At 58.3% G+C, this 15,391-nt stretch carries 11 protein-coding genes and 5 tRNA genes; 2 read left to right on the forward strand and 14 right to left on the reverse strand.

What is annotated here, in order from left to right:
* Positions 1 to 242: 242 nt before the first annotated feature.
* The 14 genes from B5F17_RS04610 to B5F17_RS04675 form a co-directional block, all read right to left on the reverse strand.
* Positions 243 to 318: transfer RNA gene (locus B5F17_RS04610), tRNA-Lys, on the reverse strand.
* 119 nt (positions 319 to 437) lie between these two features.
* Positions 438 to 512 (reverse strand) — tRNA-Gln (locus tag B5F17_RS04615).
* A gap of 75 nt (positions 513 to 587) precedes the next feature.
* Positions 588 to 664, reverse strand: a tRNA-His gene (locus tag B5F17_RS04620).
* A 128-nt stretch (positions 665 to 792) separates the two neighbouring features.
* Positions 793 to 869, reverse strand: a tRNA-Arg gene (locus B5F17_RS04625).
* 58 nt (positions 870 to 927) lie between these two features.
* Positions 928 to 1,001: transfer RNA gene (locus B5F17_RS04630), tRNA-Gly, on the reverse strand.
* 125 nt (positions 1,002 to 1,126) lie between these two features.
* Complete coding sequence (locus tag B5F17_RS04635) at positions 1,127 to 1,738, reverse strand: DUF1349 domain-containing protein (RefSeq protein WP_087371322.1); 612 nt, start codon at positions 1,736 to 1,738, stop codon at positions 1,127 to 1,129.
* Between the two features lie 232 nt (positions 1,739 to 1,970).
* Positions 1,971 to 4,292, reverse strand: coding sequence for an ATP-dependent Clp protease ATP-binding subunit (locus tag B5F17_RS04640; protein ID WP_087371326.1), 2,322 nt, complete (start codon positions 4,290 to 4,292; stop codon positions 1,971 to 1,973).
* A 48-nt stretch (positions 4,293 to 4,340) separates the two neighbouring features.
* The gene (locus B5F17_RS04645) at positions 4,341 to 4,949 is read right to left on the reverse strand and encodes a CvpA family protein (RefSeq protein ID WP_087371329.1); all 609 of its coding nucleotides are present in this window, start codon (positions 4,947 to 4,949) and stop codon (positions 4,341 to 4,343) included.
* Entirely contained in the window at positions 4,930 to 6,567 is a 1,638-nt protein-coding gene (locus B5F17_RS04650) for a DUF5711 family protein (RefSeq protein ID WP_143287671.1), read from the reverse strand. Before B5F17_RS04650 ends, B5F17_RS04645 begins: the two co-directional genes overlap by 20 nt.
* A 250-nt stretch (positions 6,568 to 6,817) precedes the next feature.
* Entirely contained in the window at positions 6,818 to 7,591 is a 774-nt protein-coding gene (gene truA / locus B5F17_RS04655; protein WP_040333041.1) for a tRNA pseudouridine(38-40) synthase TruA, read from the reverse strand.
* Between the two features lie 5 nt (positions 7,592 to 7,596).
* On the reverse strand, positions 7,597 to 8,400 hold the full coding sequence (locus tag B5F17_RS04660; RefSeq protein ID WP_087371335.1) for an energy-coupling factor transporter transmembrane component T family protein: 804 nt from the start codon (positions 8,398 to 8,400) through the stop codon (positions 7,597 to 7,599).
* A complete protein-coding gene (locus B5F17_RS04665; protein ID WP_087371338.1) occupies positions 8,401 to 9,261 on the reverse strand; it encodes an energy-coupling factor transporter ATPase in 861 nt (286 codons plus the stop codon). It lies immediately after the preceding gene.
* Positions 9,262 to 9,278: 17 nt separating this feature from the next.
* Complete coding sequence (locus tag B5F17_RS04670; RefSeq protein ID WP_016148961.1) at positions 9,279 to 10,139, reverse strand: energy-coupling factor transporter ATPase; 861 nt, start codon at positions 10,137 to 10,139, stop codon at positions 9,279 to 9,281.
* A 28-nt stretch (positions 10,140 to 10,167) separates the two neighbouring features.
* Positions 10,168 to 11,034 carry a class I SAM-dependent methyltransferase gene (locus B5F17_RS04675; protein ID WP_087371341.1) on the reverse strand — a complete coding sequence of 289 codons (867 nt, stop codon included), beginning with the start codon at positions 11,032 to 11,034 and terminating at the stop codon, positions 10,168 to 10,170.
* Positions 11,035 to 11,329: 295 nt separating this feature from the next.
* Between B5F17_RS04675 and B5F17_RS04680 the strand changes: the two genes are divergently transcribed.
* Positions 11,330 to 13,252 (forward strand): LTA synthase family protein, encoded by a 1,923-nt coding sequence (locus tag B5F17_RS04680; RefSeq protein ID WP_087371342.1) that lies wholly within the window; start codon positions 11,330 to 11,332, stop codon positions 13,250 to 13,252.
* An 18-nt stretch (positions 13,253 to 13,270) separates the two neighbouring features.
* Positions 13,271 to 15,238: a YgiQ family radical SAM protein gene (locus B5F17_RS04685; RefSeq protein ID WP_087371345.1), complete on the forward strand. Its 1,968-nt coding sequence runs from the start codon at positions 13,271 to 13,273 to the stop codon at positions 15,236 to 15,238.
* Positions 15,239 to 15,391 lie beyond the last annotated feature (153 nt).

A 15,391-nucleotide genomic window follows, 5' to 3' on the forward strand; every position in this document is an offset into this window, starting at 1 on the left:
TTACTTCCAAAAATCTCGTTGATATCAGAAAAGAATTAGAGAAGAGTGAATAGTGAATAAGGAATAAGTAAAGACACGCCACACATAAAATCCGTGCCGCTTGCGGCACTCCTTACTTCTTCACTCTTCACTATTACTTATTACTTCCAAAAATCCCGGTGAGAGCAGGAAAGAATTAGAGAAGAGTGAATAGTGAACAGGGAAAAAGTAAAAATCCCGAACGCATTTGCATCCGGGATTTTTGGTGGCTCATCGGGGATTCGAACCCCGGACACCCTGCTTAAAAGGCAGGTGCTCTGCCAACTGAGCTAATGAACCAAATTTTGGCTGGGACGGCTGGACTCGCTTTTCCTGCGGGAAAAGCCACGGCGGTTGTAACATGCCACAGGCATGTTCCTAAGAGCCGCCTTTCGAGTCACGAAAGTGCAATAAAAAAATGGCTGGGACGGCTGGACTCGAACCAGCGAATGGAGGAGTCAAAGTCCTCTGCCTTACCGCTTGGCTACGCCCCAATGTCAAAATCGGGCGTTTTGCCCTTATATGGATAATGCGCTGCGTTTGCAGCGCATTATCAAGGGTTTTCAATATGGGGTGAGTGATGGGAGTCGAACCCACGGCCTTCAGAGCCACAATCTGACGCTCTAACCAACTGAGCTACACCCACCATATTAAAAATGGCACGCCAGGAGGGATTCGCTTTTCCTGCGGGAAAAGCCACGGCGGTTGCAACATGCCACAGGCATGTTCCTAAGTGCCGCCTTTCGAATCCCGGCTTACTGCCGAGAAAAAGAGTGGCACGCCAGGAGGGATTCGAACCCCCGGCCTACTGCTTAGAAGGCAGTTGCTCTATCCAACTGAGCTACTGGCGCATAGGTGATCCCTTCTCTGGGGACTGTCTCAAATTTCCATAGCCCAAGATAAAATCAATGGAGCGGGTGATGGGAATCGAACCCACGTGTTCAGCTTGGAAGGCTGACATTCTACCATTGAACTACACCCGCGGGTCACCTGAGACTATTACATTATATCGACTCTGCGCCAAAAAGTCAAGCACTATTTTTATCATTTTATAAAAATTCTGGAGAGACCGTGAAACCCGCAATTGGCATGGCCTCTCCGGCGTCTGTTAGATCTCGTCGTCCGGTTTCTGGCCGTCATGCGCCTGCCATTGGCACGGCAGGAGCTGCATCTGCGAGAAGGTCGCGCAAAACGAGGAATCCTCCGGGCTGCACGCGTAAATACCGAACGAGACTGCGTCCGTGGCCTTGTGCATGTGGCAAATGCGCATCTGGCGGAAGGTCTGTCCGTCCTCCGAGCACTCAATGCAGAAATCGTCCGCGCGACGGCTCAGGCGATACCACATGGACTTAACCGAGGCGTCAATTTCGGTCGTTGCCCAGTCTGAATAGCCCAGATTGGTCACGACACTGCCCAGATGCTGAAAGCGTTCGTTCTCGTACTCGATCGACGCTTTGAGCCAGTTCTCACTGTCCAGGTACATGACCACGCCGCACTGGTCAAACCGGTGTTTGCTGTCGAATTCCGTGCGCACGACGAAGGAGAAATAGCGTTCGTCGGTGGTCATTTGCAGCACGGGTGCGTTATCGTTGCGGAAGTGGTAATAGGTACGCTGCCACAAGTCGGTATGGGGTTTGGTGGTGATGCGGATGGTATCATCGTTTATTTCCCAGCTCAGCGGCTCGCGCGTCCAGTGCAATGCGTTATGGTCAAACTGCATGGGGCATTCCTCCAATCTTCTATGATTTAGTATAGCATGGGGAAGGAAAAAGCGCCATCGGTCGATGGCGCTTTGGGATGTTTGTTTTAACCCATTCCCGGGGCGGACACCGGGACTCAAAGAGGGGATTTCGGACTCTGCAGAGTCCGACTCAGGGCTCTGCCCTGAGAACCCGCAAGCCTTTCGAGAAAGGCTTGAGCGAAAGCTTCAATTAGAGGTGCGGTGCTCCTGATTAAATCGTCTGAATCTGGATACCGTCATCATTTGCGGTGACGTGTGCACCGGTGAGCGGAGTATCGCACGCCTTAATGATCTCGGCGGCGAGTGCGTTCTCGACGTCCTTTTCGATCAGGCGGCGCAGGTTTCTCGCGCCGTACTTAATCGAGAAGGCTTTATGGGTCAGATAATTCACGAGAGAATCGTCCCAGCTCAGGCGGATACCGCGTACGGCAACCGAATCCTTGAGCTGACCGAGCAGGATACCGCAGATCTTACTGAAGTCCTCCTCGGTGAGCTGATTGAAGGCGATGATCTCGTCGATACGGTTTAAGAACTCCGGACGCATAATGTCCTCGAGTGCCTTGATGGCACGTTCCTTGCCCATATCGCTGACCGTACCGCCAAAGCCCAAGGAAGCGGTCTTATGCTGGGAACCGGCATTGGAGGTCATGACGATGACGGTGTTTTCAAAGTTGACCTGACGGCCGTGTGCATCGGTAATACGGCCATCATCCAGAATCTGGAGCAGGATATTCAAGATATCCGGGTGTGCCTTTTCGATCTCGTCGAGCAGAATGACCGAATACGGACGGCGGCGGATCTTCTCAGTCAGCTGACCAGCCTCATCATAGCCAACATATCCCGGAGGCGAACCGATCAGGCGGGAAACCGCGTGTTTCTCCATGTATTCGGACATGTCAAGGCGAATGAGAGATTCGGGGGAGTCGAACAGATCGTCCGCGAGCACCTTGACGAGCTCAGTCTTGCCCACGCCGGTCGGGCCGACGAACAGGAAGGACACCGGCTTGCGCTTGGGTGAGATACCGGCACGCGAGCGGCGAATCGCGGTGCAGATCGACTCGATAGCCTCGTCCTGACCGATGACGCGCTGTTTGAGGCGGTCTTCCATGCCGCTTAAGCGTCCGAGCTCCTGTGCCTGTACGCGGGAAGCCGGGATACCCGTCCACAGTTCAATGACAGCTGCCAGATGCTCGGCATCCAGCGCGGGCACCGGACGGGCGCGCAGTTCATCCAGACGGTTCTGGATTTGCAGCTCACGCGAGCGCAGATTTGCCATCTCGGCGTAGGTCTTTTCGTCCTGGGTCTCCTGGAGCAGATCGTCCTGCTTCTTGGCGATGCCGTCCAGCTCATCCTGAAGGGCAGGAATCTCGCTGATGGCCGGCTCGTCGAGGTTTAAGCGCGAGCACGCCTCGTCGATGAGGTCGATGGCCTTGTCGGGCAGGTAACGGTCGGTGATGTAGCGCTCGGACAGCGCAGCCGCGAGGCGGCATACTTCGTCCGGGATGGTCACGCCGTGGAAGGTCTCATAGTACGAGCGAATGCCCATGAGCATTTCGACCGTCTGGTCGATGGACGGCTCGTTGATGGTGACCGGCTGGAAACGGCGCTCGAGTGCCGCGTCCTTTTCGATATACTTGCGGTACTCGGCGAAGGTGGTCGCGCCGATGACCTGAATCTCACCGCGGGACAGGGCGGGCTTTAAGATGTTTGCAGCGTTCATCGCGCCTTCGGAGTCGCCTGCGCCCACGATCGAGTGTACTTCGTCGATGACCAGAATGATATTGCCCTGCTTTTTGACCTCGTTGATGAGGCCTTTGACGCGGCTTTCAAACTGTCCGCGGAACTGGGTGCCTGCGACCAGTGCGGTCAGGTCGAGCAGGTGGACTTCCTTGTCGCGCAGCTTATAGGGCACGTTGCCCGCCGCGATGCGGATGGCCAGACCTTCGGCAACCGCGGTCTTACCGACACCCGGCTCACCGATCAGACAGGGGTTATTCTTCTGGCGGCGGTTCAAAATCTGGATGACGCGGTCGGTCTCCTGTTCGCGTCCGATGATGCGGTCGAGACGGCCTTCGCGCGCCTTCTTAGTCAGATCATCGCAGTAATTGTCCAGATACTTGCGCTTTTTCTTCTTTTCCTTGTCCTTTTTGTCGGACGCGGTATCGTTTTTCTTTTCGGTGCGCAGGAAGGGGAAGGGGAATGCGGGCGGCTGTGCCTCGCCGTCCTCGTCCATGCCCTCTTCGGCGCCGTCTTCCATCTCGTCGGTCATCTCTTCGTCCTCCATGTCCGGGCCTGCCGGCATGAGTGCGCCGAGATCTTCGAGGGAATTGATTTCAGAGGACAGCATATCCAGGGTTTCCTCGTTGAGACCCATCTGCTCCATCATCTGATCGAGGGGCTTGATGCCCAGCTGTCGTGCGCACTTGAGGCACAGACCTTCCTGGGCCGCGCTGTCCTGGTTATTGGGGTCCATTTTGGTGATGAAAATGACCGCCACGTTCTTGCCGCAGCGGGAACACATGGGCATTTGCATGGTGAAACTCTCCTTACGATAAAACCACAGCCCCAAGCGGGGCAGTGTTTAGAATGGGAAATAAGCAAGCAATTCGCGCACAAGCACGGTGTTTTGGATGCGTTCGGGACTGAGCCAGCCGAGTGCCGAGAACAGGTCGGGGCGTACCAGATGGGCACACCAGACGAGCAGCAGGGCGACAGCCAGGCCGCTCACCAGACCGAAGGCCGCACCGGCCAGACGATTGAGCCAGCCAAGCGGCGGGAAGCGGGTGAGCAGGCTCAGGCTGTGCAGGATAAACGACAGGGCGAGCGATAACAGGATGAGAAAGACAGCGGAGAGGATGACGAAGGCGATGCCCTCGGCAACGCTCTGCGCACCCTCAGTGACCGTCATCTGCAAGCCGTCCAAAATACCGGAAAGCTCAGGGCTCTGTGCGGCTTGGTTGGCGAAGGCTTCGCCCACAAAGGGGGTGACGACCGCGCTTGCCAGCGTCGGTGCGCAGGTCTTGGCCAGCCAGCACGCACCCAGCACGACCGCGATCCGGCCGACAAGGCCGATGACCGACATGATAAAGCCGCGCCGTGCGCCGTTTATGACGCTCCAAATCAGAAAGAGGAGCAGGATAAGATCGGGCAGGTTCAACATGCCTGCCCCATCAGACAGGGACTGTATCATCGGTAAAATCCTCCGAGAGCGTGGACGATTTGGTCACACGCTGCGCGTATTTGGAATAGAGCAGCCACGCGCCGCCATCATCGGTCAGCATAACGCGCTGGGCTGCGCCGCCGCTCGTGCACTTCCAGTCGGGTTCGAGCGCGTTGTTATAGACGTACAGACCCGAGCTGGTCAGCACGCCGAGCTGGCCGCCCGCATAAGAGATACTTTCGGGTGCGCTGGGCAGGTTGAGCGTCGCGCGCGACGCACCCGATTTATCGTATCGGGTGATAGACGCGCGGGCATCGCCCGACCACGAGCGCTGCGCGAGGACGAAATTGTCGTCGTCGAACGCAAACCCGAGCAGGTCGGTGGCGGTGTAATCGGTCTGGGACGTGGTCTGACCGCGGCGGCTGACCGTAAAGGCCGACTGGTCGGTCACGACAGCGACGTTGCTGTCGTCCAGCCAGTGCACGGCGTAGCCGACGACCGAACCGAGGTTAACGCTTGCGCGCACCTGATCGGCGTCCAGATCGAAGAACTGCAAGATGGTTTCCAGCTGTGCGCCGTTTTGCTGATAGGTCATTGCGCACAGATGGGTGCCGGACGGCGAGAGCACGGCATCCTGAACGTAGTAGTCCGGGGTACGCCAGCGCCACAGGTGGTGATCTTCCTCACGGGAGGACGCGCCGTAGACCGTGACCGTACTCTTGTAGCCGGTCTCGTCGGTGATGATGACAAAGCTGTCACCCGAACCAATGGAGGCGTTGCGGATGGGCGCACTCAATTTGAGGGTGAACAGTTCTGCGAGGGTAGAATGGAATGCCAGGTCATACGCGCCGCGGTCGTAGGTCAGGATATAATTATCGTTGGTTTCGAGCACGGGGGACGCATAACTGAGCGAGATCTGCTGCTGGGTGATATCACCGAGCTGCAAGATGTGCAGGGCTTCGTCGCCCTGTACGGCAAGCGCCGAGCCGACCGGTTTGACCGTGCTGGCCGAGCCGGACGGGTATTCGATCACGCCGTCGCGGCCGCTGTTCGGGCCGAGGGCACTGGTCAGGATGTGGAAGGTCTGACGCAGGGACGACGGAGAGAACAGGGTAAAGTTGACCGCGCCGAACAGAATGATACTCGCGACGAGCAGCCAGCCCACAAAGGAGCGCAGGCGGGTCAGGCGGCGTAATTTGAGGCTCTCTGCCTGACGCAGGAGCTGTTTGCGTTTCTTAGCCGAACGAGGGAACGGCACAAGGTTTTTCTTTTCCGGCACCGGCAGTGCCTCCTCTCTCATTATAGTAGTGTAGCACAGTTTGAGAACGTGAGTGTAAACAAAGCGTGAAAAAGTTTTCAGACGGGGACGGGGATACCCCAGCTTGGGCGCGTAGATCAGCACCGTAAAAGCAGGTCGTACTGCCGCACTGAGCGCCCAAACCGCTGAAAGCCGATACTGCACCGCAGTTGTCCCATAAAGTTCGCATTCACAACGCAGTCCCAGCATAAGCGAGAGCGCCGGACGGCACGCACCCGCCGTGCGGAGTTCGTACTTTCCCTCCCGGTCGGCGGTACCTTGCGGAATCAGAAAATACCCCGGTGGGGTATTTTCCCGTAAGGCTGTGGCCGACTTGTTCGGCCAAGCCATGAACGGAGAACGGGGTGCGGCGCCAGCCGCTATGGGAAAAACGCTTCAGGCGTTTTTCATGAGCGCACTTGGTGCGCGGGGGATCTTGCCGCCTGCGGGCGGCGCTGGAAATTATTTTTGGTTGAAACCCGGGCCGAACCCCGGGTTTCAAAAGGGGATTTCGCCATCTGCGGATGGCGACTCAGGGCGCTGCCCTGAGAACCCGCAGCCTTTCGAGAAAGGCTGGCGAAAGCTTCAATTTTGTTCCGCTTTATTCGCTCAGGCGAAATACATCAAGTTCCGGGGTATGATCGTACCACAGTCGATTCATGAACAGACCGCACGCGGGCAGGGTCGGGCCTGCCTCCTCGCGGTCACAGGATTCCAAAATCCGGGCAACATCCTCGGGTTCAAATTTTCCGCTGCCGACATAAAGCAGTGTTCCCGAGATGGCGCGCACCATATTATACAGAAATCCGTCACCACACACGCGAATACGGATGAGGCCGTCGTTATTCTGGTCAACTTCGCACCAGAAAATCGTGCGAACGGTCGATTTGACCGGGGTACCGACCGAGCGGACGGCGTTAAAGTCATGTTTTCCGACGAAAAACTGTGCGCCCTTCTGCATCCGTTCGGCATCAAGCGGATAGGAATAGCGATAGGCGCGGTCGGTCAGAAACGGGTCGCGCATTTTGGAAGGGTAGACGTAATAAGCGTACTCCTTTTTGGTGCAGTCGAACCGTGCGTCGAAGTCGTCCGGCACCTGCACCGCGCCATTGACCGCGATATCCTCGGGCAGCTGTGCGCCGAGTGCGAGGGGCAGGCGGTCGAGGGGAATGCGGCAGTCGGCTTTGAAGTTTGCGACGTATCTTCTCGCGTGGACACCTGCGTCGGTGCGTCCGACACCCGACAAATAGGTATCGCAGCCGAGCAATTTATTGATAGCGTTTGTGACGGTCTCCTGAATGGACGCGCCGTTTTTCTGCACCTGCCAGCCGTGGTACTGGGTACCGACGTAGGACAGGGAAAGTGCGATATTCATGCGGTTCACCATCCGAAGCGGCCGAGAACGATAACGGCGGCGAAGATAACGACCGACACCGTACCGGTGAGTGCGTCAACCGAGCCGAGTTTCATCTGCTTCATGCGGGTACGACCCACGTCGCCGCGGTACAGGCGGCATTCCATCGCGATGGCCAGCTCATCGGCACGGCGGAACGCCGAGATAAAGAGCGGGACAAGGATGGGCACCATGGCACGGGCGCGCTGGACGAGGTTACCGGACTCGAAATCCGCACCGCGAGCCTTCTGTGCCGCGATGATCTTCTCGGTCTCCTCGATCAGGGTCGGGATAAAGCGCAGGGCAATGGACATCATCATCGCCAGCTCGTGCACGGGCAGGTGCACCTTCTTAAACGGCGACAGCAGCATTTCCAGGCCGTCGGTCAGCTCGATGGGCGAGGTGGTGTAGGTCAGCATGGAAGTGCCGATGATGAGCAGCAAGATACGTACGACCATCAAAATGGCCACGCGGATACCCTGATCGGTGATATGCAGGAAGCCAAAGCTCCAAAGTTCGGTGCCGGGGGTGTAGAACAGGTTTAAAAGTGCGGTAAAGGCCACGATGAACACGACCGGTTTGAGGCCGCGCACGACCATTTTCGGCTGGATGCCCGAAATCTTGATGACGGACAGGATATAGAGTGCCAGCAGGGCATAGGACACCGGACCAGAGGCCAGAAACAGGGTGACGATCATGGCGATGACCAAAACGAGCTTCAGGCGCGGGTCGGTGCGGTGGACGACACTGGTTCCGGGAAAATACTGGCCGATGGTAATATCTCTGAGCATTTATTTTCCCTCCTTATACGCACGGATGGCGCGGACTGCGTCCTCAACGGTGTAGATGGACGGGTCGAGCTCGATGCCGCGGCGGTTCAGCTCCCGGATGACCTTGGTGATCTCGGGAATGTCCAGACCGGCCTCTACGATCTCGTCGGCGTGGGCGAACACCTCACGCGGTGTGCCGCACAGCATGACATGGGCGCGGTTCATCACCAGCAGACGGTCGGCCATGCGGGCAATATCCTCCATCGAGTGCGACACGATCAAAATCGTCGCGCCCGAACGCGCGTGATAGTCCTGAATCTGTGCCAGAATCTCATCGCGTCCGGCCGGGTCAAGGCCTGCGGTGGGCTCGTCCAGAATGAGCACCTGCGGACGCATGGCGATCACGCCTGCAATCGCAACGCGGCGCTTCTGGCCGCCGGACAGGGCGAACGGTGAATGATTGGCGAGTGCAGGGTCGAGGCCGACAAAGTCCATCGCCTCGCGCACGCGCTTTTCCACCTCGGTGGCCGACAGGCCCATATTCTGCGGGCCGAAGGCGATATCCTTGGCGATGGTCTCCTCAAAGAGCTGGTACTCGGGGTACTGGAAGACCAGACCGACGGCAAAGCGGGTCTTGCGGTCGCACTTGCCCTTTGCGTCCCAGATCGAGTGACCGGACAGCAGGACTTCGCCCGAGGTGGGCTTGAGCAAACCGTTAAAGTGCTGGATGAGAGTGGATTTGCCCGAGCCGGTATGTCCGATGACACCCAGAATCTCGCCCTTTTTCACCTGAATATTGACATGATCGAGCGCGGTGCGCTCAAAGGGAGTACCTGCGCCGTAAACCTGGGTCAGGTCTCTCGTTTCTAAAATGTAAGACATGGGTTTTTTCTCGCTCCTCAGTTGGCTGCGGTCGGGCGCAGATAGCCTTCGAGGATATCCGCGCACTCGTCTACGGTCAGCGCATCGATGGGCAGATCGGAACCGATCTGATTGTTGAGGTCAAAGAGTACCTCGATGGTCTGGGGCACGGTCAGGCTGGCCTCGCGCAGCGCGTCCACCTGAGTGAAGATCTCACGCGGGGTGCCCTGCATGAGCACCTTGCCGGCGTGCATGACGATCACGCGTCCGGCCTGGACGGCCTCGTCCATGTGGTGGGTGATGAGCACGACCGTGATGCCCAGACGGGAATTTAAGTCCCGGATGACCCGCATGACCTCCTTGCGGCCGGACGGGTCGAGCATGGCGGTGGGTTCGTCGAAGATGACGCAGCGCGGCATCATAGCGATGACACCGGCGATGGCGACACGCTGTTTCTGTCCGCCCGACAGCTTATGCGGTGCGTGGCGGCGGAATTCATACATGCCGACGGCCTTGAGTGCGTCATCGACCCGGCGGCGAATCTCGTCGGGCGGGATGCCGAGGTTTTCCAGCGCAAAGGCGACGTCTTCCTCGACGACGGTTGCAACGATCTGGTTGTCCGGGTTCTGGAAGACCATCGCGCAGGTCTTGCGGATATCGTACAGGCGGTTCGGGTCGCGGGTGTCCATGGAGTCGACGTAGACCGCACCGCCGGTGGGCAGGCGGATGCCGTTAAAATGGCTGGCCAGGGTGGATTTGCCCGAGCCGTTGTGTCCGAGCACGGCGACGAACTCGCCGCGGGCGATGGACAGGTCGACCCCGTCAAGCGCGACCTTCTGGCCGCCCTCAGCGGTCTGGTAGACGTACCGAAGCGCCTCGGTTTTGATGATTTCAGACATAGAGGGGATTCCTCCTCGTTACAGTGAATTATCGCGCAGCGATGTAGCGCGCCGACGAACCGCAGGGCAGGACAAGGCCGGTCGAGGTGACCGGCAGGCCGATCTCCTGCGCTTCCACCCGTCCGGGATGACGAGCGACCGCGGTCGTGCCCAGCAGGTAAGCCATGACCGACGGTGCAAGACCGGTCGAGTAGCTGGAAATGAGCACGAAGAGCGGATGGTCGGACAGAAGCTGCATGGTCAGCGCGACAAAGTCCGCGACATCCTCCTCGATCTTCCAGGTCTCGCCGCCCGGGCCGCGGCCGTAGCTCGGCGGGTCCATGATGATCGCGTCATACTTGCGTCCGCGTCGGATTTCGCGCTGGACGAACTTCTTGCAGTCGTCCACGATCCAGCGGATCGGACGACCCTCCAGACCGGACGAGGCCGCATTCTCACGCGCCCACTGGGTCATGCCCTTGGATGCGTCGACGTGGCAGACCGACGCGCCCGCAGCGGCTGCCGCCAGGGTTGCACCGCCGGTGTAGGCGAAGAGGTTCAGAACATTGACCGGACGGCCTGCGCCGCGGACCTGTTCCATAATAAAATTCCAGTTGACCGCCTGCTCGGGGAACAGGCCGGTGTGCTTGAACGCCATGGGCTTGAGCTGGAAGGTCAACTCCTTATACGAGATCGCCCACTGCTCGGGCAGGCGGCGAATCTCCCACTTACCGCCGCCCGAAGACGAGCGATGATAGACCGCGTTTGCGCGGTTCCAGAACCGGTCTTCCTCGGTGCGCGGCCAGATGGCCTGGGGATCGGGACGCTGCAAGAGTTTGTCACCCCAGCGCTCGAGCTTTTCCCCGCCGCCGCAGTCCAGTACCTCGTAGTCCGTCCACTCGTTTGCAATCCACATAGATTTATGAAACCTCCGTCGGTATTCTGTCTTTTTTCGCCGAACTTTGCGCGGCGGAATCCATCGTTTTGATACAAATACAACTCATTACATTGTAACACCATTCTCTTTTCCGCGCAATTCCAACCCAAGACAAAAAGCACGTCCGGGACAGCACTGTTTTCGGGCAAAAAAACCAGTGCTCCCCGCGTAAAATGCTGGTTTTCCGCGATTACTGGTTGCAAGATCGCACAAATCCTCGTATAATGTAGAAAAAACGACGTGCGCCACGCGCACCATCACGAGGAAAATACGCATGAAAAAATACCGCAAAGTGCGCTTTGTCAGTTTCCGCCCGCGTGGGCGGGGATTCATGGGCGCACGCTACACCGGTCGGAGACGCTCCGGCGGCGTGTTCCGGCTGTGGCGCTTCCGCTGGCTGACCCTGTTGGGTCTTGTGCTCTCCGGTCTGGCCATCGGTCTGTGCAGTCTGCGTCTGGCGCCCGGCTCCTACGGCGCGGACATGTTCCAGAGCTACTTTGACCATCCCGCCATCCTTTGGCTCAATCTCACCCCGCCCGTCCTGCTCATCCTGTTCTTATGGTTCGTGCTCGGACGGGCATGGCTATCGGTCGCGCTCGGCGGCGGTGTCATCACCGTGCTGTCGGTGGCCGATCACTTCAAGATCATGTTCCGCGACGACCCGCTGACCGCTGCCGACTTAGGGCTTGCAGCCGAGGGTCTGAACATGGCGAATAGCTATATTTCGGCCATCGGTGCCGAAGTCTTTCTCGCCGTCGGCGCGTTCGCCCTGTCCGTGCTCATTCTGGCCGTCATCTGCCGCGCCAATCCGGCACGCACCTGGAAAGGACGCACGGCGGGCGGTCTGATTGCGCTCGGCCTGCTCGTCGGTATGGTCTGGCTGTTCTGCACCGGCGGCCCGATGACCAAGACCGCCTGGAACCAGTGGACGCAGAACGAGGACAACATTAACCAGTGGTCGGCCACTCAGGTCTATCTGTCCAAGGGCTTTGTCTATCCCTTCCTGCACAGTCTGCCTGACGCGGTCGAGGGCAAGCCCGAGGGCTACAAGGATGCCGATGCGCAGGCTGTGCTCGAGGCGCACCCCGATGCCGATATTCCGGAGAACCAGAAGGTGAACGTTGTGTCCATCATGCTCGAGGGCTTCAACGACCTGACCCAGTTTGCCGATATCGAGCTGCGCGAAGACAAAAAGAGTCCGTACAAGCCGTGGAACGATCTGGAAAAGATCAGCTACTCGGGCAGACTCATCACCAACATCTTTGCCGCCGGCACGGTGGACACCGAGCGCGGTCACGTCACCGGCATGACCGACTTCGGCAACCTGCGCCACGATATCTGGTCATACGCCCGCTACTTTGGCGATCAGGGCTACATCACAGACGGCAGCCATCCGTCCAACGACTGGTTCTACAACCGCAAAAACATCAACCGTTATCTGGGATTTGACAACTACTACTTTTTGGAAAACCACTATGCCGACATCACCGACGGCGAAATCGCCAAGGACGATGTGCTCATGCCCGAGATCTACGACCTGCTCCTCGAGGACATGGAGCAGGGAAAACCGGTGTTCTCCTTTAACGTCACCTACCAGAACCACGGCCCCTATCCGATCGGCTGGCTGCGCTACGGCGAGTTCGTGCCCAAGGGCGTATACTCGGACGATTCCTATTACATCTTAAATAACTATCTGGGCGGCATCGAAAAAACCGGTCAGCAGCTGGTCAAGCTCAAAAAGAAGCTGGAAAAGCTGGACGAGCCGGTGGTAATGATGGTCTACGGCGACCATAACCCGTGGCTCGGTGACGGAAACAGTGTATATGAGGAACTCGGCGTCAACTTCGACCTCGACACCAAGGAAGGTTTCGAAAACTACTACGGCACGCGCTACCTCATCTGGGCAAACGATGCGGCAAAGGAAGCTCTGGGCTTTGACTTTGTCGGTGAAGGCCCCGACCTCAGCCCGGCGTTCCTCATGGCGCATTTCTTCGATCTGTGCGGCTGGGAAGGCCCGGCGCTCACACAGGTCACCAAACCGCTGCTGGACAGCGGTCTGACCGTTGCAAGCAGTCACGGCGTGTACCTGTACAACGACCGCATGTCCGACACCCTGCCCGAGTCGCTGACCGACGAATGGCAGGATTACGTGAATCTGAGCTATTATCTGAGAAACCGCGTCAAATTCAACAACTGACCAAGACAAGGAGTATCTATGAACGAATTTCTTCCCATCTCACGGGCGGACATGGAAGCCCACGGGTGGTATTACTGTGATTTTCTGCTGGTGACCGGTGACGCATACATCGACCACCCGTCCTTCGGCACGGCCATCATCTCGCGCGTGCTGGAAGACGCTGGTTTCCGCGTCGCCATCCTGTCCCAGCCCGACTTCCGCGACGAGCACGACTTCGTCGAAATGGGTCGTCCGCGCTACGCCGTGCTCATCAACGCCGGCAACATCGACTCGATGGTCGCGCACTACACCGCAGCCAAAAAGCGCCGTCACGACGATGCTTACACCCCGGGCGGCGTGGGCGGCAAGCGTCCCGACCGCGCCGTGACCGTCTATTCCATGCTCGCGCGCCGCGCGTTCCCCGATACCCCGATCTACATCGGCGGTCTGGAAGCCAGCCTGCGCCGCTTCGCGCACTACGACTACTGGAGCGATCAGGTCATGCCCTCGGTGCTGTCCTCCTCGGGCGCGGACGCGCTCATGTACGGCATGAGCGAGCGCTCGGTCGTCGAGCTGGCCAAGAACCTCAAGGCCGGTAAGCACGGCATTGACGCGGTGCGCGATATCCGCGGCATGGCGTACTTCGCCCCCGATGCCTCCGACGTGCCCTTCCCGGCGGTCGAGTGCCCATCCTACGAGCAGGTGTGCGAGAGCAAGGAAGATTACGCACGATCGGTCAAGATTCAGTACGATCAGGCCGACCACGTACGCGGCAAGGCCATCACCCAGGTGCACGGCAAGCGCGTTCTGATTCAAAACCCGCCGTCCAAGCCCCTCACCACCGAGGAGATGGACAAGGTCTATGCGCTGCCCTTCGCCCGCACTTATCACCCGTCTTACGACGCGGTCGGCGGTGTGCCTGCCATTCAGGAAGTGCAGTTCTCCATCATCCATAACCGCGGCTGCTTCGGCGCGTGCAACTTCTGCGCGCTGGCCTTCCATCAGGGACGCTATATCTCGGCACGTTCGCACGATTCGGTCGTCCGCGAGGCCGAGCAGATCGCCCAGCACCCCGACTTCAAGGGCTATATCCACGATGTCGGCGGCCCGACCGCAAACTTCCGCTTCCCGTCCTGCCACCATCAGGAAAAACACGGTCTGTGCATGAATAAGCGCTGCCTGTTCCCCAAGGCGTGCGACAACCTCGAAGCCGATCACCGCGATTACCTCACCCTGCTGCGCAAACTGCGTCAGGTACCCGGCGTCAAGAAGGTCTTTGTGCGCTCCGGCCTGCGCTACGATTATATGATGGCAGACGACAACGACGAGTTCTTCCTCGAACTGGTCAAGCATCATATCTCTGGTCAGCTCAAAGTCGCACCCGAGCACATGAGTGATAACGCTCTGTATTATATGGGTAAACCTTCATTCTCTGTATATGAGAAGTTCCGCGAGCGCTACGCCCGTATCAATGAAAAGCTGGGCAAAAAACAGTACCTCGTGCCCTACCTCATGTCCTCCCACCCCGGTGCAACGCTGGATGACGCCATCCAGATGGCTTGCTATCTGAATAAGGTCGGTTATATGCCCCAGCAGGTGCAGGATTTCTACCCCACCCCCGGTACGCTCTCGACCGCCATGTACTACACCGAGATCGACCCCAGAACCATGAAGCCGGTCTATGTCGCCAAGACCCCCGAGGAAAAAGCCATGCAGCGCGCACTCTTGCAGTGGCGTAAGCCGGAAAAACGCCCGATCATCGTCGCAGCACTGAGAAAAGCCGGTCGCGAAGATTTGGTGGGCTTTGGTAAGGAATGTTTGATTCGTCCCAAGCCGGGCGAACATTGGGAGAAACCGAGCGCAAAACAGGGTCAGAAGAAGAACGGTAAGGGCGAACATCGCGGAAAACAAGCGAATCGTCCCGCCCGTCCGCCCAAACACGGCGGAAAGCCCACAAACCCGCTCGCCGGTATCGGCCCGAAAAAGGGTAAAAAACGTAAAGGCTAATTCACCACCGCACCCAAAAATGAAGCTTTCGCCAGCCTTTCTCGAAAGGCTGCGGGTTCTCAGGGCAGAGCCCTGAGTCGCGTCCCGCAGGACGCGAAACCCCCTTTTTGATTTTCCCGATCCCCCGCGAGGGAAAATCAACTAAAAAATAAT

The sequence above is a fragment of the Butyricicoccus pullicaecorum genome (assembly GCF_002160355.1).
In the GTDB taxonomy this organism is placed as follows: Bacteria; Bacillota; Clostridia; order Oscillospirales; family Butyricicoccaceae; genus Butyricicoccus; species Butyricicoccus pullicaecorum.